At 69.3% G+C, this 18,346-nt stretch carries 18 protein-coding genes; 10 read left to right on the top strand and 8 right to left on the bottom strand.

All coding sequences use genetic code 11. From position 1 onward, the window contains the following. Positions 1 to 6: 6 nt before the first annotated feature. The 6 genes from CVV76_RS02485 to CVV76_RS02460 form a co-directional block, all read right to left on the bottom strand. The gene (locus tag CVV76_RS02485; RefSeq protein ID WP_102223052.1) at positions 7 to 663 is read right to left on the bottom strand and encodes an FAD-binding oxidoreductase; all 657 of its coding nucleotides are present in this window, start codon (positions 661 to 663) and stop codon (positions 7 to 9) included. Between the two features lie 128 nt (positions 664 to 791). Further along, positions 792 to 1,592: a 2-oxo-hept-4-ene-1,7-dioate hydratase gene (gene hpaH, locus CVV76_RS02480; protein ID WP_102223051.1), complete on the bottom strand. Its 801-nt coding sequence runs from the start codon at positions 1,590 to 1,592 to the stop codon at positions 792 to 794. Next, positions 1,586 to 2,464, bottom strand: a complete 879-nt coding sequence (locus CVV76_RS02475; protein ID WP_102223050.1) for a fumarylacetoacetate hydrolase family protein — start codon at positions 2,462 to 2,464, stop codon at positions 1,586 to 1,588. Before CVV76_RS02475 ends, hpaH begins: the two co-directional genes overlap by 7 nt. 10 nt (positions 2,465 to 2,474) lie before the next feature. Next, a complete protein-coding gene (gene hpaD, locus CVV76_RS02470; RefSeq protein ID WP_102223049.1) occupies positions 2,475 to 3,455 on the bottom strand; it encodes a 3,4-dihydroxyphenylacetate 2,3-dioxygenase in 981 nt (326 codons plus the stop codon). Positions 3,456 to 3,526: 71 nt separating this feature from the next. Next, the gene (gene hpaE, locus CVV76_RS02465; protein WP_102223406.1) at positions 3,527 to 5,032 is read right to left on the bottom strand and encodes a 5-carboxymethyl-2-hydroxymuconate semialdehyde dehydrogenase; all 1,506 of its coding nucleotides are present in this window, start codon (positions 5,030 to 5,032) and stop codon (positions 3,527 to 3,529) included. 9 nt (positions 5,033 to 5,041) lie between these two features. After that, a complete protein-coding gene (locus tag CVV76_RS02460) occupies positions 5,042 to 5,467 on the bottom strand; it encodes a 5-carboxymethyl-2-hydroxymuconate Delta-isomerase (RefSeq protein WP_102223048.1) in 426 nt (141 codons plus the stop codon). Positions 5,468 to 5,695: 228 nt separating this feature from the next. Here CVV76_RS02460 and ltnD point away from each other — a divergent pair, with 228 nt between their 5' ends. From ltnD to CVV76_RS02435, 5 genes are all read left to right on the top strand, one after another. Further along, positions 5,696 to 6,610 carry an L-threonate dehydrogenase gene (gene ltnD, locus CVV76_RS02455; protein ID WP_102223047.1) on the top strand — a complete coding sequence of 305 codons (915 nt, stop codon included), beginning with the start codon at positions 5,696 to 5,698 and terminating at the stop codon, positions 6,608 to 6,610. Next, positions 6,607 to 7,866 carry a 3-oxo-tetronate kinase gene (gene otnK / locus CVV76_RS02450; RefSeq protein ID WP_102223046.1) on the top strand — a complete coding sequence of 420 codons (1,260 nt, stop codon included), beginning with the start codon at positions 6,607 to 6,609 and terminating at the stop codon, positions 7,864 to 7,866. The genes ltnD and otnK overlap by 4 nt, the downstream gene beginning before the upstream one ends. Beyond that, positions 7,863 to 8,513 (top strand): 3-oxo-tetronate 4-phosphate decarboxylase, encoded by a 651-nt coding sequence (otnC, locus tag CVV76_RS02445; RefSeq protein ID WP_102223045.1) that lies wholly within the window; start codon positions 7,863 to 7,865, stop codon positions 8,511 to 8,513. Before otnK ends, otnC begins: the two co-directional genes overlap by 4 nt. Continuing rightward, positions 8,510 to 9,271 (top strand): hydroxypyruvate isomerase family protein, encoded by a 762-nt coding sequence (locus CVV76_RS02440; RefSeq protein WP_102223044.1) that lies wholly within the window; start codon positions 8,510 to 8,512, stop codon positions 9,269 to 9,271. The genes otnC and CVV76_RS02440 overlap by 4 nt, the downstream gene beginning before the upstream one ends. A gap of 95 nt (positions 9,272 to 9,366) precedes the next feature. Then, positions 9,367 to 10,305 carry a 2-hydroxyacid dehydrogenase gene (locus CVV76_RS02435; RefSeq protein ID WP_102223043.1) on the top strand — a complete coding sequence of 313 codons (939 nt, stop codon included), beginning with the start codon at positions 9,367 to 9,369 and terminating at the stop codon, positions 10,303 to 10,305. Between the two features lie 21 nt (positions 10,306 to 10,326). Here the strand turns inward: CVV76_RS02435 and CVV76_RS02430 are convergent, their stop codons facing one another. Together CVV76_RS02430 and CVV76_RS02425 are read right to left on the bottom strand one after the other, a co-directional pair. After that, the gene (locus CVV76_RS02430; RefSeq protein ID WP_102223042.1) at positions 10,327 to 11,463 is read right to left on the bottom strand and encodes a fumarylacetoacetate hydrolase family protein; all 1,137 of its coding nucleotides are present in this window, start codon (positions 11,461 to 11,463) and stop codon (positions 10,327 to 10,329) included. A gap of 10 nt (positions 11,464 to 11,473) precedes the next feature. Next, a complete protein-coding gene (locus tag CVV76_RS02425) occupies positions 11,474 to 12,895 on the bottom strand; it encodes an FAD-binding oxidoreductase (protein WP_102223041.1) in 1,422 nt (473 codons plus the stop codon). 151 nt (positions 12,896 to 13,046) lie between these two features. Between CVV76_RS02425 and CVV76_RS02420 the strand changes: the two genes are divergently transcribed. From CVV76_RS02420 to CVV76_RS02400, 5 genes are all read left to right on the top strand, one after another. Then, on the top strand, positions 13,047 to 13,808 hold the full coding sequence (locus CVV76_RS02420) for an SDR family oxidoreductase (RefSeq protein ID WP_102223040.1): 762 nt from the start codon (positions 13,047 to 13,049) through the stop codon (positions 13,806 to 13,808). Positions 13,809 to 13,903: 95 nt separating this feature from the next. Continuing rightward, positions 13,904 to 15,685 carry an IlvD/Edd family dehydratase gene (locus tag CVV76_RS02415; protein WP_102223039.1) on the top strand — a complete coding sequence of 594 codons (1,782 nt, stop codon included), beginning with the start codon at positions 13,904 to 13,906 and terminating at the stop codon, positions 15,683 to 15,685. A gap of 28 nt (positions 15,686 to 15,713) precedes the next feature. After that, positions 15,714 to 16,451 carry an SDR family oxidoreductase gene (locus tag CVV76_RS02410; protein ID WP_102223038.1) on the top strand — a complete coding sequence of 246 codons (738 nt, stop codon included), beginning with the start codon at positions 15,714 to 15,716 and terminating at the stop codon, positions 16,449 to 16,451. Between the two features lie 188 nt (positions 16,452 to 16,639). Then, a complete protein-coding gene (locus CVV76_RS02405; RefSeq protein ID WP_102223037.1) occupies positions 16,640 to 17,383 on the top strand; it encodes a GntR family transcriptional regulator in 744 nt (247 codons plus the stop codon). Positions 17,384 to 17,492: 109 nt separating this feature from the next. Next, positions 17,493 to 18,320, top strand: a complete 828-nt coding sequence (locus tag CVV76_RS02400) for a FadR/GntR family transcriptional regulator (RefSeq protein ID WP_199178478.1) — start codon at positions 17,493 to 17,495, stop codon at positions 18,318 to 18,320. Positions 18,321 to 18,346: the final 26 nt, after the last annotated feature.

The following is an 18,346-nucleotide window of genomic DNA, read 5'->3' as shown; positions in this document are numbered from 1 at the left end:
GGGCGGTTACCAGCCTTCCTCGGTCACGATCCGGTCGCCGGGCACATCGAGCGCCTTCAGCGCGTCGCGCATCGCGTCGACGAACTCCCCCGGGCCGCAAAGGTAGAAGGTCCGGTCGAAATCGGCCAGCCTGCGCTTGAGGAAGGCCTTGTCGATCATGCCCTGCTCGTCGCTCACGACGAAGATCGTCTCGAGGCCGGCCATTGCCTCCCATTCCTCGCGCAGAATGATATCGGCGCGGGTCTTGTTGGAAAAAACCAGCGTCGTGTCGGCCAGCTTGCCGTCGCGGACGCGGCGGCGCAGGATCGGGATGAAAGGCGTGATGCCCGCCCCCGCGGCCAGGAAAGTGGCGGGCCCGCCGCGATCATGAATCGCGCCGAACGGGTCCTCCATCTGCACCTTGTCGCCGGGGTCGAGATCCCGCAGGCGCGCGGTGACGCCGTCATGGTCGGGATAGGACTTGATGACGAATTCCAGCACCGGGTCCTCGGGCTGCGAGGTGAAGGTGAAGGGGCGGTCCTCGTCGGTCCAGCCCTCGCGCTCCAGCGTCAGGGCGGTGGCCTGTCCGGGCGTGAACTCGACCTTCTCGGGCCGGGTGAAGACATAGTGCCAGGTATCGGGCGTCAGGCGTTCCTTGGCGGTGAGCGTGATCTCGTGGTCCATGGCGATCTCCTTTCACCGGGAAAACGCGCGCTTGGCATGGCCAGTTCCTGGATCGCCCCCGGAAGGACGGCACGCCACCCGCCCCGGCGGCCCGCCCCGCACGCGCGCCCGACACACCGCCACGAGGGTCAGTCGAAGCCGACGGCGACCAGCCCGAAAGCGCCGAAATCGGCCTCGATACCGGTGCCGGGCGGGCATTCGATCGGCGCGATGAAGGAGCCCGAGAGGATCACCTGCCCCGACTCGATCCGCTGGCCATACTGACCCATGCGCCGGGCAAGCCAGACGATGCCGGTCACCGGGTCGTCAAGGACCGCGGCGCCAAGGCCCGTGGCCTCGACCACCCCGTTTGCCTTGACGATGGCCCCGGTCCAGCGCAAGTCGACCGCGCGCGGATCGGCCCTGTGGCCGCCCAGCACGATCCCCGCGTTCGCCGCATTGTCGGCCACGGTGTCGAAGATCCGCCGCGGGGTGCCCGTCGCCGGATCCTTCCGCTGCACCCGGGTGTCGAGGATCTCCAGCGCCGGGGCCACCGCCTCGGTCGCGTCCAGCACCTGATCGCGCGTCACCTCGCCCGCAAGCGGCGCCTTCATGAGAAAGGCGATCTCGGCCTCCACGCGCGGCTGGATGAAGCGCCCGGCCGGAACCTGCGCGCCGCTGGAAAACAGCATGTCGTCGTACAGCACGCCGGAATCCGGTGTCTCGATCCCCAGCGAGGCCTGCATCACGCGCGAGGTGAGGCCGATCTTCCAGCCGATCACCCGCCGCCCGGCCGCCAGCTTGCGCACCCTCTGCGCCGCCTGGATCGCATAGGCGTCGTCCAGCGTCATTCCCGGGTAGCGCAGGCTCAGAAGGCCGATCTGGCGGCCAGCCGCCTCGGCCTCCAGCAGATCCTCCGCCGCCTGCCCGATCTCGGCCTCCGTCAGCATCGCTCGTCCTCCACGGTGTTGCGCAGGGTGCCGATCCCCTCGGCCTTCACCTCGATCACGTCGCCGGGGCGCAGCCAGACCGGCGGATCGAACCGCGCGCCCGCGCCCGTCGGCGTGCCGCAGACCAGCACGTCGCCAGCCTTCAGCGTGGTGAAAGTGGAAACATAGTGCACGATATGGCGGAAGTCGAAGATCATCCGGCCCGTCCGGTCCGCCTGGCGCAGCTCTCCGTTCACCCGGGTCTCGAGCGCCACGTCGTCAAGCTGGCCCGACTCGCGGAACGGCACGAGCCAAGGCCCGAGCGCACCGGACCGATCCCAGTTCTTGCCCTGCGTGACGTTGAACTTGGCGTGGCGCACCCAGTCGCGGATCGTCCCCTCATTGCACAGCGTGAGCGCCGCAATGTGGTCATAGGCCCCGGCCCGGGGAATGCGGCGGCCGGGCTTGCCGATGACGATGGCGATCTCGCCCTCGTAATCCAGCTGCTCGCTTTCCGGCGGGCGGATCAGCGGCTGGTCGTGCCCGGTGAAGCTGCCCGGGAAGCGGACGAAGAGAGAGGGGTTGGGCGGCGCCTCCTTGCCGTCCTTGTATTCGGCGTTGCGGTCGGGGAAGTTCACGCCGATGCACAGGATCTTTTCCGGCTGGGCAAGCGGGATCAGGTACCGCACCCCGGCCTGCGCGAAATCCGGTGTGCGACCCTCGGCGGCGGCGATCACCTCCTCCAGAGCGCCGGCCGTCACCACCTCCTGCAACCGCGCGAAGCGGTCGCCGAAAAGCGGCGTCAGGTCGACGATGCCGTCGTCGGTCACGACGCCGTAGCGGTCGCGGCCTGCGGCGTGAAAGGCGGCGATGCGGGCGGGGATCTGTCTCATGCGGCCTCCGTCATGGCGCGACGATCGGGGTGGCCTTCAAGTCGCTCGCCACCGGCGCGAGGCCCTGGAAGACCGACCCCTCCTCGAACCACGAGCGCGGCGCAGGCGCGCCCCAGAGGGTCTGGCGCTGCGGATCCTTCAGGTCCCAGCGGATCGGTTCGAGGTCGGGGTCCACGGTCTGATAATCCGAACAGTAGATCTCGATCCGGTGGCCGTCGGGATCGCGGATATACAGGAAGAAGGCGTTGGAGATGCCGTGCCGCCCCGGCCCGCGCTCGATATTGGCGAGGTAGCCGGTGGTGCTCATCAGATCGAGCAGGTCGATGATGTTGAGCGGCGTCGGCACCCAGAAGGCGGTGTGGTGCAACCGTGGGCCGGTGCCGTTGGTGAAGGCGATGTCATGCACCCCGCCCTTTCGGTGGGTCCACGCGGCCCAGAGGCGGCCGCTGTCTTCATCCTCGGTATATTCGGTGACGCGGAAGCCGATCCGGTTGTAGAACTCGACCGCACGGTCGACATTGCTCGCGAAGACGTTGAAATGGTCGATGCGGAGCGGCTTCACCCCCTTGTAGAGGGCATAGTTCTGATGGATCGGCGGCAGCCGGTCCATACGGTGGTAAAGCTCGATCGGCATGCCGAAGCAATCCGCCGTTCTCAGCGTCCGTCCCTGGTAGGGGCGCTCGACCCAGGCGGTGGGCTGCCCCTGAGCGTCGAACCATGCCTTGGCACGGTCGAGGTCGTCCTCGTCGAATACCTTGAAGGCAAGCGAACGCACATTCGCCTCCTCGGACTTTCGCAGCACCACGGAATGGTGCCCGCGTTCCTCCATCGCACGCAGGAACACGTGGCCCGCATCCTCGTCGGTCACCTGAAGCCCCAGCACATCGGCATAGAAGGCACGGCTGGCGGCCAGGTCGGTCACGCCGAAGACGACGTGGCTGAGCCGGACGATATTGAACGGCGGATACAGGTTGGGGGCAGGTATGGGCATCTCTCTCTCCCTCTGGGGCGGCGCGGTCCCTCCTCCGCGCCCGATCTTCAATCTGGCTTCGATCCGGAGGCTCAGCCGAGTTTCGGCACCGTGTGGATGCGTCGCGGGAACGACACGTTCACCGTCTCCATGTAGAAATCGAACGACCAGTCGCCGCCGTCGCGCCCGATGCCCGAGGCCTTGGAGCCGCCGAACGGCGTGGGCAGATGGCGAATGTTTTCCGAATTCACCCAGATCATGCCAGCCTGAAGCCCATCCGTCATCCGCATCGCGCGATCTAGGTCGGCCGTCCAGAGATAGGCGGCAAGGCCGTAATCCACGTCATTGGCAAGGCGCAGCGCCTCGGCCTCGTCGGCGAAAGGGATGGCCGTGAGGACGGGGCCGAAGATCTCCTCTTGCGCGATGCGCATGTCGTTGCGCGCCCCGGTGAAGAGCGTGGGCGCCACATAGCAGCCCGCGGTGCCGATCTTGACCCCGCCGGCGGCGATCGTCGCCCCCTCGGCGCGGGCGGTATCGAAATAGGACAGCACCTTCTTCTCGTGCTCGGGGTGGATCAGCGGGCCCACCACCGTCTCGGGATCCAGAGGGTGACCCACCCTGATCTTCGCCGCGACCTTCGCGACCGTCTCGCAGAAGGCATCGTGGATCGTCTCCTGCACCAGCAGCCGCGAGGACGAGGTGCAGCGTTCGCCGTTCAGCGAATAGATCATGAAGGCCGCCGCATCCGCCGCGCGCGCCAGATCGGCATCGTCGAACACGATCACCGGGTTCTTGCCGCCAAGTTCGAAATGCACCCGCTTCAGCGTCGCCGCCCCCTGCGCCATGATCCGGCTGCCGGTGCGGCTTTCGCCGACGAAGGCGATCGCCTTGATCCCAGGATGTTCGGTCAGCGCGCGCCCCGCTTCCTCGCCCACCCCGTTGACGAGGTTCAGGACACCGGGCGGCAGCCCCGCCTCCTCGGCGATCTCGACCAGCAGCTTCGCGGTCAGCGGCGAGAACTCGGCCGGCTTGTGAACCACCGTGCAGCCCGCGGCCAGCGCAGGTGCGATCTTCCAGGTGGACAGCATGAAGGGCGTGTTCCAGGGCGTGATCACCCCCACCGGGCCGATCGGGCGGCGCGATGTCACATTCATCTGCGTGGGTGTGCGAAGCGACAGCCCGTCCTCCGCCCCCGGCGCCTTGTCGGCATAGTAGCGGAAGTTCGCCGCGCCGCGCAGCGCCGCCTTCGACATGAAGCGCAGCGCCTGCCCGGTGTCGAGGCATTCGGTGAAGGCGATCCGCTCGGCATTCGCCTCGATCGCCTCGGCCACGCGGATCAGGATGCGGCGCCGCTCCTCTCCCGGCATCCGGCCCCAGCTGTCGAATGCCTCCGTCGCGGCGGCAACCGCGCGGTCGATATCCTCGGCCCCGCCCCGCGCCACCTGCGCCAACGGCGTCAGGTCGACCGGAGAGATCGTCTCGAACGTGGCGCGCGAGGCGGCAGGAAGACTTTGCCCGCCGATGTGGTTCATCACGCCGCCATCGAAATGCGCAAGATAGCCGCGGGCGCGGTCGAGGTTGCGGTTCAGGTCGGTCATCGTCATCCCTCAGGTCCGATCTTGGTTCGGGTCTCGGTTCTGGTCCCGATCCTGGCCCGGCAGACGGGTGTGAATCGGCGTGTCCTTCCAGCTCAACTCCGGGTCGATCTCCCGGATCTCGAGCGACAGGGCGAAATGTTCGGTGGCCAGCGGCCCCGCCAGCGCCCGCCGCGCGGCGGCGAAGATCGCGGCGCCCGCCTCGTACAGTGCCGGTTTGCTGCGGCCCACCCCCACCGAAAGGGTCATCGCGACAAAGTCGTTTTCGGCAATGCCGTCGGCGACGATCCAGTGATCCGCCGCGAAGGCCCGGACCCGGATCCCCGCCAGCGGAAAGATCCCCGACGTCACCATCGCCCCATGCACCGCGCGGCACAGGTCACCGATGTCGGCCCGGGCCGCCAGCCCCGGCGAATACTCGATATGAAGATGCGGCATGCGGCGGCCCTCCCCGGCCCGTTGCCTCCTCGTCCATTTACTTCACTTGTTAATTATTGTGCATCTGTCAAGCCCCGCGTGACGACCGGTGCATCAGCGCACTGCGGGCCGCCCCGGAAGAGGCGCCCGGCCTGGCAGGCGGTTTTCCTCGATCCGCGGGCGGGTCGGCGTTTGATCCTGACGAACGGTCTGGTATACCATTTTTCAACGCGGCAGGGAGGATTGCGCATGCAGGAGCGGGACGGGACGCGGGACATCGCGGTGATCGGGCTGGGGTCGATGGGCGCGGGGATGGCGCTGTCGCTGGTCCGGGCGGGGCATCGGGTCCGGGGGCAGGATATCGACCCGGCGCGGATCACCGCCCTGGTGGCGGCGGGCGGACAGCCGGGGGCGCCCGCCGATCATGCCGGCGCGCTCGACGCGGTGGTGGTCGTGGTGCTGAACGCCGCGCAGACCGAGGCGGTTCTGTTCGGCCCCGAGGGGATCGCGCCCCGGATGCGGCCCGGCGCGGTGATCCTGTCCTGCGCGACCGTGCCCCCCGCCTTCGCCCGCGACATGGCCGCACGGGCCGCGACGATGGGGCTTCACTATCTCGACGCGCCGATCTCGGGCGGGGCGGCCAAGGCGGCCGAGGGACGGCTGAGCATCATGGCATCGGGCGGGCCCGCAAGCTTTGCCGCGGCGCGCCCGGTGCTGGACGCCATGGCCGAGACCGTGTTCGACCTGGGTCCCGAGGCGGGCGCAGGATCGGCGATGAAGGCGGTGAACCAGATGCTTGCCGGCACCCATATCGCCGCGATGGCCGAGGCGCTGACCTTCGGCATGACCCAGGGCGTGGCGCCCGCGACCTTCCTCGAGGTGATCTCCAGATGCGCGGGCACCAGCTGGATGCTGGAGAACCGCGCGCCGCATGTGGTGGCGGGCGATTACAGCCCCAAGAGCCAGGTGAATATCTGGCCGAAAGACCTTGGGATCGTTCTGGAAATCGCGCGAGAGGCTGGGTTCGAGGCGCCGCTTGCCAAGGCCGCTCTCGGCCGATTTACCGAAGCCGCCGCGCAGGGCCTGGGACAGGAAGACGACGCCGCCGTCGCCAAGGTCTACGCCCGCGCCGCGGGGCTGACCCTGCCGGGAGAGACACCATGACGCCGCTTCTGGGTGCGATCGCGGATGATTTCACCGGCGCGACCGACCTTGCCGGCTTGCTCGCCCGCAGCGGCGCCCGAGTCTCGCTGCGGATCGGCGTGCCCGAGGGACCGTCCGCCGATGCCGCCCCGTTCGAGGTGATCGCGCTGAAGATCCGCACCGCGCCGGTCGATAAGGCGGTGGCCGAGGCGCGCGCCGCCCTTGGCTGGCTTCAGGCGGCAGGCGCGCGGCAGGCGTTCTGGAAATATTGCTCGACCTTCGATTCCACGCCCCGCGGCAACATCGGCCCGGTGGCCGAAGCCCTGATGCAGATGCTCGGGACCGGCCAGACGATCTATTGCCCCGCCTTCCCGGAGAACGGCCGCTCGGTCTACATGGGCAACCTGTTCGTCGGGCAGCAACCGCTGGCGGAAAGCCCGATGAAGGACCATCCGCTGACGCCGATGCGCGATTCCAACCTGATGCGTCTGCTCGCGCCGCAGGTCGCGGGTCGCGTGGGCCTCGCCGACAGGCCCACCGTCGCGCGCGGCTCCGCGGCGCTGGCCGGGGCGCTGGCGAAGATGGCGGATGAGGGGGTGGCGCATGTGATCGCCGACGCGGTGGAGGATGCCGATCTGGAGGTGATCGCCGAGGCCTGCCGCAACTTCGCGCTGTTGACCGGCGGCTCCGCGCTGGCCCTGCCGCTGGCCCGCCAGCTGGGGGCCGCACGCGCCGCGGATCGCCCTGCGCCGCCGCGGCTGTCGAACGCGGCGGTGGTGCTGTCGGGCAGTTGTTCGGCGATGACCCGGGCGCAGGTGGCGGCCTATCGCAAGCTGGGCCGGCCGGCGCTGTCGCTCGACCCGGTGACGCTGGACCGCGAGGGGCCGGAGAGCGCGGCCAAATGGCTGGCGGGGCAGGATCTTGCCGCCGCGCCCCTGATCTACGCCACGGCCGAGCCGGAGGCGGTGGCCGCCGCGCAGAAGGCGTTGGGCCGCGACCGGGCGGGTGCGGTGGTCGAGGCGGCGCTGGCCAGTCTCGCACAGACCGCCCGCGACCTTGGCGCCCGTCGTTTCGTCGTCGCGGGGGGCGAGACCTCGGGCGCCGTGACCGGCGCGCTTGGGGTGGCGCGGCTGGACATCGGGGCCGAGATCGCGCCGGGCGTGCCCTGGTGCTTTGGCACATCGGCAGGGGAAACGGTTGCGCTGGCGCTCAAATCCGGCAACTTCGGGGGCGAGGCGTTCTTTTCCGAAGCCCTCGCCGCACTGGAGGCCCCATGAGCGAAGAAACCCGCCTGCGCGAGGAGATCTGCGCCCTTGCCCGGTCGCTTTTCGATCGCGGACTGACCCACGGGACGACCGGCAACATCTCGGCCCGCACACCCGATGGCGGCCTGCTGGTGACGCCGACCGGGAGTTCCTTCGGCAGGCTCGATCCCGCCCGTCTGGCACGGTTCGACACCACCGGGCGGCAGGTCGGGGGCGACCGGCCCACCAAGGAAATGCCGCTGCATTCCGCGTTCTACGAAACCCGCGGCAGCGCCGGTGCGGTAGTGCACCTGCATTCCTGCCACGCGGTCGCCTGGTCCATGATGCCGGAAGTTGACGTGGAGGATTTTCTCCCGCCGGCAACGCCTTACGCGGTGATGTTGCTGGGAAGGGTGAAGTTGCTTCCGTTCTTCCTTCCGGGCGATCCGGCGATGGCCGGTGCGGTGCGCGGGCTGGCGGGCAAACGCTCGGCGGTGATGCTGGCGAACCACGGGCCCGTGGTCGCGGGGCGCGATGTCCGGGCCGCCTGCGCCGCGATCGAGGAACTGGAGGCGACGGCACGGCTGGCGCTTCTGACGCGGGGCACCGGCGCACGGATGCTCGAGGCCGGCCAGGTCTCGCAGGTGGTGGACAGGTTCGACGTGGAGTGGGACGGATGAAATTCTCGGCCAATCTCGGGTTTCTCTGGGCAGACCGGCCGCTGGCCGACGCGATCCGCGCCGCGGCTGCCGCCGGTTTCGACGCGGTCGAATGCCACTGGCCCTACGATCAGGGCGCGAACGAGGTGCGCGCGGCGCTGGAGGAGACGGGCCTTGCCATGCTCGGCCTCAACACCCGACGCGGCCGGCCCGGCGAGAATGGCCTTGCCGCCCTGCCGGGGCGCGAGGCGGAGGCCCGCACCGCGATCGACGAGGCGCTGGATTATGCCGCGCGGATCGACGCGGCGAACATCCACGTGATGGCGGGGTTCGCGAACGGCGCGGAGGCGCACGAGACCTTCGCCGCCAACCTGCGCTATGCCGCCCGCCGCGCGGCCGAGGCGGGCCGGACGATCCTGATCGAGCCGCTGAACCGCCATGACGCGCCGGGCTATTTCCTGCGCGACACGGAACAGGCCGCCGCCCTGATCGACGGCCTCGGCGTACCGAACCTGCGGCTGATGTTCGACTGCTACCACGTGCAGCGGACCGAGGGCGACGTCACCACCCGGCTGGCCACGCTCCTGCCCCTCGTCGGGCACATCCAGTTCGCCGCCGCCCCCGATCGTGGCCCGCCCGACCACGGCGAGCTCAACTATCCCTTCGTCTTCGCCGAGATCCGGCGCCTCGGCTGGCGGCGTCCCCTCGGCGCGGAATACAAGCCGGCCGGCCCGACGGAGGCCTCCCTCGGCTGGCTGGCAGAGGCGCGGGGGATCTGAGAGTCGCCCCGGCGCCCCGGGCCCGCCCGTCTTGACTTCCGCCGCCACGCCTGCCCTTCTCTGGTATACCAAACCTCGGACAACGGAGCCTTGCCATGACCGCGACCCTTGCCATCGGGACCTACCGCGACACCGACCGTGCCGCGCTTGAATCCGATCTCGGCGCAACGATGCTGGACGGGCTCGACGCGCTCGACAGCCTGGACGAAGACGCCCGGGCCGCGGTGACGACGGTTGCCTATGCGGGGCACGCGCCCTTCGGCGGCGCGGTGATGGACAAGCTTCCGAACCTCGGGCTGATCGCCAATTTCGGCGTCGGTTACGACGCGATCGACGTCGGCGCGGCGACGGAGCGGGGTGTGCGGGTGACCAACACCCCCGATGTCCTGAACGACGACGTGGCCGATCTGGCGGTGGCGCTTCTGCTGATGCAGACCCGGCAGCTTGCCCAGTCGGAGGCGCATCTGCGGGCCGGAAAATGGGCGCTGCAAGGCGCCTTTCCGCTGACCCGCAAGATCAGCGGCGGGCGCGTCGGCATCCTCGGCCTCGGCCGGATCGGGCGCGAGATCGCCGACCGCCTCGCCGCCTTCAAGATGGAGATCCACTACTGGTCGCGGTCGGAAAAAGACACCCCCGGCTGGACCCACCATCCCGACCCGGTCGCGCTGGCCGAGGCGGTCGACTACCTCGTCGTCGCCGTGGTCGGCGGGACCGAGACGGCAGGCATCGTCTCGGCCGAGGTGATCGAGGCGCTGGGGACCAACGGGGTGATCGTCAACATCTCGCGCGGGACGACGATCGACGAGGAGGCGATGATCGACGCCCTGCGCAACGGCCGGCTTGCCGGTGCGGGCCTCGACGTCTTTCTCAACGAACCGACGGTGGACCCGCGCTTCTTCGCGATGGAAAACGTCGCGATCCAGCCGCATGTCGGCTCGGCCACGATCGAGACGCGGGCGGCGATGGGTCAGCTGCAGCGCGACAACGTGGCGGCGTTCCTCGACGGCAAGGACCTGTTGACGCCGGTCAACTGAGGCCTGCCCCCGGGCGGCGGGCTAAAGCAGCCCCCGCCCCGCGAGATTGCGCATCAGCGCCGCGGTGCCGAAGGTCCATTCCGGGGCCTCGGTCGACAGCCGCACGACATTCGTCAGACTGCCCAGCGACGGCTCGGTGATCGTGACCACGTCGCCCGGATGATGGGTGAAGCCCTGCCCCGGCCCGTCGCGATCCTTGACCGGGGCGAACATCGTGCCGAGGTAGAGGAAGAAACCGTCGGGATACTGGTGGTGCCGCCCGATCGTCTGCGCCACGATGTCGGCCGGGTCGCGGCTGATCTCGGACATCGAGGAGCTGCCGTCGAGGACGAAGCCGTCCTCCCCCTCGACCCGCATCGACAGCTCGGCCCGACGCACGTCGTCAAGGCCATAGCCATCGTCGAAAAGCCGCAGGAACGGCCCGATGGCGGAAGAGGCGTTGTTGTCCTTGGCCTTGGGCAGCAGCAGCGCCGAGCGCCCCTCGATATCGCGCAGGTTCACGTCGTTGCCCAGCGTCGCGCCGACGATCCGGCCGGTGGAGCCTACCGCCAGCACAAGTTCCGGCTCCGGGTTGTTCCAGCGCGACCCGGGCAGAAGGCCGATCTCCGCCCCGGCCCCGACCGAGGCCATGGGCGGGCACTTGGTGAATACCTCGGCATCCGGGCCGATGCCCACCTCGAGATATTGCGACCAGAGCCCCTCGGCCTGCAGCACCGTCTTGACCTGCGCGGCCTTTTCCGACCCCGGCGCGATGCCCGACAGGCTGTCGCCGATGATCGCGACGACCCGGGCGCGGATCGCCTCGGCGCGGTCGGGGTCGCCCGCGGCCTGCTCCTCGATCACGCGCTCGACCATCGAGGCGGCGAAGGTCACGCCGGCGGCCTTGATCGCCTGAAGGTCCGGGGGCGCCAGAAGCACGGGCCCCGCCTCCGGGTCGGTGCCCAGGTCGGTCAGCGTACCGATGGGAACGCCCGGCGCGGCACGTGCCGCCGCGGCCGGATCCGCGGCCTCGCACAGCGCCTGCATCGTCGGCAGGGCGCGGCTGGTGATGTCGGTCAGCGTCTCGCCGTCGAGGCGTACCAACGCGGGACCGAGGCCCGGGCGCCAGACGCGGCCGACAAAACAGGCCGCGGAGTCGGGATTGGTCTTGGGCAGCATGGGGCCTCTCTCAGCTTTCGGTCTCGGGGGGCAGCACTTTGCCGGGGTTCAGGATTCCCTTCGGGTCGAGCGCGGATTTCACCGCCCGCATCCAGGCCAGCGCGGCGCCATGTTCGGCGTTCATGTAGACCTGTTTGCCAAGGCCGACGCCGTGCTCGCCGCTGACCGTGCCGCCAAGGCGCAGCGCCGTCTCGGCCAGCGCATGGGTGAAATCGTGCGCGCGGCGCATCTCGTCGGCATCCTCGGGGTCGACGCAGATCCCGGCGTGGAAATTGCCGTCGCCGACGTGGCCGACGATGGTGGCGATCAACCCCAGCTGCACCGCGTCGCGCTGCGCCTGCAACACCGCCTCGGCCAGCGCCGAGATCGGCACGCAGACATCGGTGGGCCAGACCTTCTTGCCCCGGGCCAGCGCCTGCCCCGCGTAATGCGCCTTGTGCCGCATCGACCAGAGCGCGTTGCGCCCCTCGGTCGTGTCGGCGGCCTGCCAGCCCTCGGCGCCAAAATCCCCGGCAAGGGCCGCGAAGGCCTCCACCTGTTCGGAAACCGCCTTAGGGCCGCCGTGAAACTCGATGAAAAGATGTGGTTTTTCCGGAAGCCCCGCGTCGGCATAGGCGTTGAACCCGCGCACCATCATCTCGTCCACCAGCTCGATCCGCGCCATCGGCACGCCCGACTGGATCGTCGCGATCACGCAGTTCACCGCATCCTCGACGCTTGCGAACCGGCAGGTCGCGGCCGCGATCTGCTCCGGTACGCCCTGCAGTTTCAGCGTCAGTTCGGTGATGATCCCCAGCGTCCCCTCGGACCCGATCAGCAGGTGCGTGAGGTCGTAACCGGTCGAGGATTTCCGCGCGCGGCTGCCGGTACGGATCACGCTGCCGTCCGACATCACCGCCTCCAGTGCCAGCACGTTCTCGCGCATCGTGCCATAGCGCACCGCCGTGGTGCCCGACGCCCGGGTCGCCGCCATGCCGCCAAGGCTGGCATCCGCACCCGGATCGACAGGGAAGAACAGGCCGGTCGCGCGCAGCCCCTCGTTCAGCGCGACGCGGGTCAGGCCGGGCTGCACGATGGCGTTCAAATCCTCGGGATGCACCTCCAGCAGCCGGTTCATCCGGCTCATGTCGAGGCTGATCCCCCCCGCCACAGCCAGATGATGCCCCTCAAGCGAGGTCGCCGCGCCATAGGCCGTGACCGGGCAGCCGGCGCGATGACAGGCCGCGACGATGGCCGAGACCTCGGCGGTCGTCTCGGGGAAGGCCACCGCGTCGGGCGGGGTGAGCGGCAGGTAGGTTTCGCACCGCCCGTGCTGTTCCAGCACCGCGGCGCTGGTGCTGAGCCGCGCGCCCAGAAGTGCGGACAGCTCTGCGATCAGCGCCGAGTGATCCGCTCTGGTCCCGCTCCCCGGATTTCCCTCCTGACGTCCCATGCAAGCGCCTCCCTCGCCGGGCGGGACCTTGCGCCCCCGCCGCCATGGTATACCATCCCCGATGAAACGGGTTCGGCGGGGCTTGTCAACCTTGCCCGTGCCGGCTTTGCCCGTGAGGCGCCCCCGGCGCGGCAGAGGAGCAGAGGACAAAATGGATCTATTCGACCTGAACGGACGCCGGGCACTGGTCACCGGCGCCTCGATGGGGATCGGCCGCACGCTGGCACGCGGGCTGGCGCAGGCGGGCGCCAGCGTCGTGCTGAATGCGCGCAACGCAGAGCGGCTGGACACGGCGGTGACCGAGCTGCGCGATGAGGGGTTCGACGCCACCGCCCTGCCCTTCGACGTCTCCGATCCGGCAGCGGCGCGCACCGCGATCGACGGGTTCGAGGCCGCGACCGGCCCCCTGGACATCCTCGTGAACAACGCGGGCATGCAGCACCGCGCCCCACTGGAGGAATTTCCGACCGAGACTTTCGAGCGGCTCATGCGCACCAATCTCGGCTCTGCCTTCTACGTGGGCCAGGCCGCCGCGCGCCACATGATCCCCCGCGGCAAGGGCCGCATCATCAACATCGCCTCGGCCATGGCGCGGATGGCGCGGCCCGGGATCACGCCCTACGGCGCCTCGAAAGGTGCCATCGTCAACCTTACCGCGGGCATGGCCACCGAGTGGGCGCGCCACGGGCTGACCTGCAACGCCATCGCGCCGGGCTATTTCGACACGCCGCTGAATGCCGCCCTCGTCGCCGACCCGAAATTCACCGACTGGCTGGTCGACCGTACCCCCGCGGGCCGCTGGGGCCGGCTGGAAGAGCTGGTCGGCGCCTGCGTCTTCCTTGCCTCCGATGCGGCCAGCTTCGTCAACGGCCATGTCCTCTACGTCGACGGCGGGTTCACCATCAGCGCCTGAGCACGCCAGTTTTCGCTTGAACTTGGTATACCAAATTGAAAGACTGACCCCGGGCGCGGCGCCGAGTTCCCGCCCCGATCAAGGAGAGCTACGAGATGGCCGACACGCGCGCGCACCGGCGCTTTCGTTCGCAGGAATGGTTCGACAACCCCAACAACCCGGGCATGACGGCGCTCTACCTCGAACGCTACCAGAACCAGGAATACACCCGCGAGGAACTCCAGTCCGAACGGCCGGTCATCGGAATTGCGAACACCGGTTCGGATCTGGCACCCTGCAACAAGATCCACGTCTTCCTGATGGACCGGATCAAGGCGGGCATCCGTGACGGCGGCGGCATTCCGATGGAATTCCCCGTCCACCCGATCCAGGAGACCGGCAAACGCCCCACCGCCGCGCTCGACCGCAACCTTGCCTACCTCAGCCTGGTCGAGGTGTTGCATGGCTATCCAATCGACGGCGTGGTGCTGACCACTGGCTGCGACAAGACCACGCCCGCCATGCTGATGGGCGCGGCCACGGTGGACATCCCGGCGATCGCCCTGAACGGCGGCCCGATGCTGGACGGCTGGTGGAAGGGCAAGCGCGCGGGTTCGGGCACGATCATCTGGGAATCGCGCCGCCTGCTGGCCGAGGGCAAGATCGACTATGACGAGTTCATGGGCCGGGTCTGCGCCTCTGCGCCGTCTCTCGGGCATTGCAACACGATGGGCACTGCCTCGACCATGAACGCGATGGCCGAGGCGCTGGGGATGTCGCTGACCGGCAATTCCGCGATCCCCGCGCCGTTCCGGGAGCGCATGGCGATGGCCTACGAGACCGGCAAGCGCATCGTGTCGATGGTGCTGGAGGATCTGAAACCCTCGGACATCCTGACCCGCGAGGCCTTCGAGAACGCCATCCGGGTGAACACCGCGATCGGCGGATCCACCAACGCGCCGCCGCATCTGCAGGCAATCGCCCGGCACGCGGGCGTCCCCCTCGACGTGAAGGATTGGGAGACGGTGGGCTATGCCGAGCCGCTGCTGCTGAACATGCAGCCCGCCGGGGAATATCTGGGCGAAAGCTTCTTCCGCGCGGGCGGCGTGCCTGCGGTGATGGCGGAACTGGCCAAGGCCGGGCGCCTGCACACGGGCGCGATGACCGCCACGGGCCGGACCATGGGCGAGAACCTGAAGGGCCGCGACAGCACCGACGCGGACGTGATCGCCCCCTATGACCGGCCGCTCCGGACCAACGCGGGGTTCAAGGTGCTGTCGGGCAACCTCTTCGCTTCCGCGCTGATGAAGACCTCGGTGATCTCCGAGGATTTCCGTGCGCGCTTCCTGTCGGAACCCGGCCGCGAAGGCATCCACGAGGCCCGCGCCGTGGTCTTCGAAGGGCCCGAGGATTACCACGCAAGGATCAACGACCCGGCGCTGGAGATCGACGAACATTCCATGCTGTTCATCCGTAACGTGGGCTGCGTGGGCTACCCCGGCTCGGCCGAGGTGGTCAACATGCAGCCGCCGGACGCCCTGCTGAAGCAGGGGATCAACCACCTGCCCACGGTGGGCGACGGGCGGCAATCGGGCACCTCGGAAAGTCCCTCGATCCTGAACGCCTCGCCGGAATCGGTGGTGGGCGGCGGGCTGGCCTATCTGCAGACCGGCGACCGCGTGCGCCTCGACCTCACCGCCTCGACGATGGAGGCGCTGGTTGATCCGGCGGAGTGGGAAGCCCGCAAATCCGCCTGGACCCCGCCCGAGATCCACAACCAGACCCCGTGGCAGGAGATCTACCGCACCCATGTGGGCCAGCTTGCCGACGGCGGCTGCCTGGAGCTGGCGACCGCCTACCACAAGGTGGCCCGCGACCTGCCCCGCGACAACCATTGAAACCGGCCCGGAGGGAGGACACCGCGCCATGAGCCAGAGCATCATCATCACCGGCGCCAGCGCCGGGATCGGCCGCGCCACGGCACGCGCCTTTCTCGACGCCGGCTGGCACGTGGGCCTGATCGGCCGCCGCGCCGAGGCGCTGGAAGAGACCGCGGGCGGATCGGACCGCGCCCTCGTCCTGCCCTGTGACGTCAGCGACGAGGCGGCGGTCGAGGCGGCCTTTGCCCGGGCGCAGGACGCGTGGGGCCATCTCGACGCGCTGTTCAACAACGCGGGCGTCAACATCCCCGGCGCCCCGATCGACGAGATCGCTGTGGACGACTGGCGCAGGGTGATCGACATCAACCTCACCGGCGCCTTCATCGCCGCCCGCGCGGCCTTCGCGCTGATGCGCCGCCAGTCGCCACAGGGCGGCCGGATCATCAACAACGGCTCGATCTCGGCCCATGTCCCGCGCTGGGGCTCGGCCGCCTATACCGCCTCGAAACACGCGATCACAGGGCTCACCCGGACGATCTCGCTCGACGGGCGGCCATTCGACATCGCCTGCGGGCAGATCGACATCGGCAACGCGCTGACCGACATGGCGCAGGCGATGACCACGGGCATGCCGCAGGCCGATGGCTCAATCGCCGTGGAGCCGGTGATGGACGTGGCGCATGTGGCCTCCACCGTGCTGCACATGGCGGGCCTGCCACTGGACGCCAACGTGCAGTTCGTCACCGTGATGGCCACGAACATGCCCTATATAGGCCGGGGCTAGGGCGGAACGCGCCAGGCCGCGGGGGTTTCACTCCCCCGCCCCCCCACGCCGCGCCCCCCACGCCACGCCCCCGCGGGCCCCTGCCCTTGGGTCCGCACCGCGCGGCGGAGGTTTCCCCTCCTGCCGCACCGGTATACCATCGCGGTCTCACCCCCGGGGTCCGCCCCCACGTTCGAAAGGTGCGACCGATGGCCGTGCAACCCCTGTCCCAGAAGATCGCGCACAAGCTGCGCCGCGATATCCTGCGCGGCGCCCTGCCGCCCGGCGCGCAGATCAAGGAGCGGGACGTCGCGGCCGAGCTCGACGTGAGCCGCATGCCGGTGCGCGAGGCGATCCGGATCCTTGCGCAGGAGGGGCTTGTGAACCTGCGGCCCTCGCGCAGCCCGATCGTGGCCGAGCCGAGTTTCAAGGAAGTGTCGGACCAGGTGCAGGTGCTGATCGCGCTGGAGAAGCTTTCGGCGGAGCTCGCATGCCTCCATGCCTCGGAGGCCGAGCTCGACCGGCTCGACGAGATCCTCGAGCACATGAGCGCACATTTCGACACCACCGATCCCCTCGACATGTTCGAGGTCGACATGTCGTTTCACCGGGCCATCGCCGAGGCCTCGCGCAACCGCGCGCTGGCCGGGACGCATTCGGCCTATCTCGCCCGGCTGTGGCGCGCGCGCTATCTTTCGGCACGCCAGCGCCGGAACCGGGAGCGGGTGGTGTCGGAGCATGGCCAGATCGTCACCGCCCTGCGTGCCCGCGATCCGCGCGCGGCGCGCAAGGCGATCGACCAGCATCTGTGGCACCTGGCCGAGGATATCCGCAACGTGTTGGAGGACGAGGAGGGCGCCGCCCCCGGCCCCGACCGGTCACCCGCGTCCAGCCCTGCGCCCGATCCCGCGTCCAGTCCCACGCCCAGTCCCGCGTCGAAGGCCGGCGGCTGACCCGGCAGCGTCGATCACCCCGAAATGACCGGCGCGCGGGACAGCGGCCTTGACCGGTGGCGCGGCAACTGGTCTGGTGGATGGACCAGTAGACCCGTTGTGAGGCCCCGTGGATACCGGCACCCCTTCCCGGTCCGATCTTATCGCGCATGACCCCGGTCTCGGCGCGGGCTTCGGCCCGCAGTCGATGCGCGAAGTGGTGTTTCGCAAGATCGCGCTGCAGATCGCCTCGGGCATGCTGCGGATCGGCGATGCGCTGCCGGGAGAACGCGGCCTTGCCGATGCTTTCGGGGTCAGCCGTGAAACCGTGCGCGGGGCGGTGCAGATGCTGGCCGCGCGCGGCCTGGTCGACGTGACCCATGGTGCGCGCACCCGTGTGATCAGCGACGAGGTCGGCGCGATCGAGGTGGGCGTCATGCGCCCGCGCGAGGTGAACCGCTACGACCTCGACCAGGTCCACGCGGCGCGCCGGCTGATCGAACAGCAGGTGGTGGGCGACGCGGCGGAGCGGATCGACAACGCGACGCTGGCGCGGCTGTCGACCATGGTCGCCGAGCAGTCGCGCGTCGGCGACGATCCGGTCCGCTTCATGCTGTCCGACCGGGAGTTTCACAGCACGATCTACCTCGCCTGCGGCAACCTGCTGATGGCCGAACTGGTGATGGATCTCTACACCTACATGATCGCGCTTCGGCGCAGCGCCATGGCCGAGCCGGGGGCGGTCGCGCGGTCGACCGGCGATCACCGGCGCATCCTGGCCGGGCTGAAGGCGCATGACAGGGCCGCGGTGCAGGCGGCCTTTGCCGACCATCTCGACAACATCACCCGCACGACGAAGGCGATCCTCGCGCGGGCGAACGACGAAGACACGCGCGCTGCCACCGGGGAGGACGGGGTGGCGCATCCAGCCGAGAGGGAGACGCATTCCCCGGGCTGACCGGACGATTTGCGAGGGAGGAAACA

Source organism: Acidimangrovimonas sediminis, assembly GCF_002871005.1.
GTDB classification, from domain to species: domain Bacteria; phylum Pseudomonadota; class Alphaproteobacteria; order Rhodobacterales; family Rhodobacteraceae; genus Acidimangrovimonas; species Acidimangrovimonas sediminis.
Note: the sequence above shows the minus strand (reverse complement) of the source record. Positions and strands in the feature narration are given on the sequence as shown.

What these genes read in the sequence shown, in the direction of transcription:
- ltnD (WP_102223047.1), top strand. Translation starts at nt 5,696, where the DNA reads ATGCAGGAGCGGGACGGGACGCGGGACATCGCGGTGATCGGGCTGGGG.
- CVV76_RS02410 (WP_102223038.1), top strand. Translation starts at nt 15,714, where the DNA reads ATGAGCCAGAGCATCATCATCACCGGCGCCAGCGCCGGGATCGGCCGC.
- CVV76_RS02475 (WP_102223050.1), bottom strand. Translation starts at nt 2,464, where the DNA reads ATGAGACAGATCCCCGCCCGCATCGCCGCCTTTCACGCCGCAGGCCGC.
- hpaD (WP_102223049.1), bottom strand. Translation starts at nt 3,455, where the DNA reads ATGCCCATACCTGCCCCCAACCTGTATCCGCCGTTCAATATCGTCCGG.
- CVV76_RS02425 (WP_102223041.1), bottom strand. Translation starts at nt 12,895, where the DNA reads ATGGGACGTCAGGAGGGAAATCCGGGGAGCGGGACCAGAGCGGATCAC.
- CVV76_RS02485 (WP_102223052.1), bottom strand. Translation starts at nt 663, where the DNA reads ATGGACCACGAGATCACGCTCACCGCCAAGGAACGCCTGACGCCCGAT.
- CVV76_RS02405 (WP_102223037.1), top strand. Translation starts at nt 16,640, where the DNA reads ATGGCCGTGCAACCCCTGTCCCAGAAGATCGCGCACAAGCTGCGCCGC.
- otnK (WP_102223046.1), top strand. Translation starts at nt 6,607, where the DNA reads ATGACGCCGCTTCTGGGTGCGATCGCGGATGATTTCACCGGCGCGACC.
- hpaH (WP_102223051.1), bottom strand. Translation starts at nt 1,592, where the DNA reads ATGCTGACGGAGGCCGAGATCGGGCAGGCGGCGGAGGATCTGCTGGAG.
- CVV76_RS02440 (WP_102223044.1), top strand. Translation starts at nt 8,510, where the DNA reads ATGAAATTCTCGGCCAATCTCGGGTTTCTCTGGGCAGACCGGCCGCTG.
- CVV76_RS02430 (WP_102223042.1), bottom strand. Translation starts at nt 11,463, where the DNA reads ATGCTGCCCAAGACCAATCCCGACTCCGCGGCCTGTTTTGTCGGCCGC.
- hpaE (WP_102223406.1), bottom strand. Translation starts at nt 5,032, where the DNA reads ATGACCGACCTGAACCGCAACCTCGACCGCGCCCGCGGCTATCTTGCG.
- CVV76_RS02415 (WP_102223039.1), top strand. Translation starts at nt 13,904, where the DNA reads ATGGCCGACACGCGCGCGCACCGGCGCTTTCGTTCGCAGGAATGGTTC.
- CVV76_RS02435 (WP_102223043.1), top strand. Translation starts at nt 9,367, where the DNA reads ATGACCGCGACCCTTGCCATCGGGACCTACCGCGACACCGACCGTGCC.
- CVV76_RS02420 (WP_102223040.1), top strand. Translation starts at nt 13,047, where the DNA reads ATGGATCTATTCGACCTGAACGGACGCCGGGCACTGGTCACCGGCGCC.
- otnC (WP_102223045.1), top strand. Translation starts at nt 7,863, where the DNA reads ATGAGCGAAGAAACCCGCCTGCGCGAGGAGATCTGCGCCCTTGCCCGG.
- CVV76_RS02460 (WP_102223048.1), bottom strand. Translation starts at nt 5,467, where the DNA reads ATGCCGCATCTTCATATCGAGTATTCGCCGGGGCTGGCGGCCCGGGCC.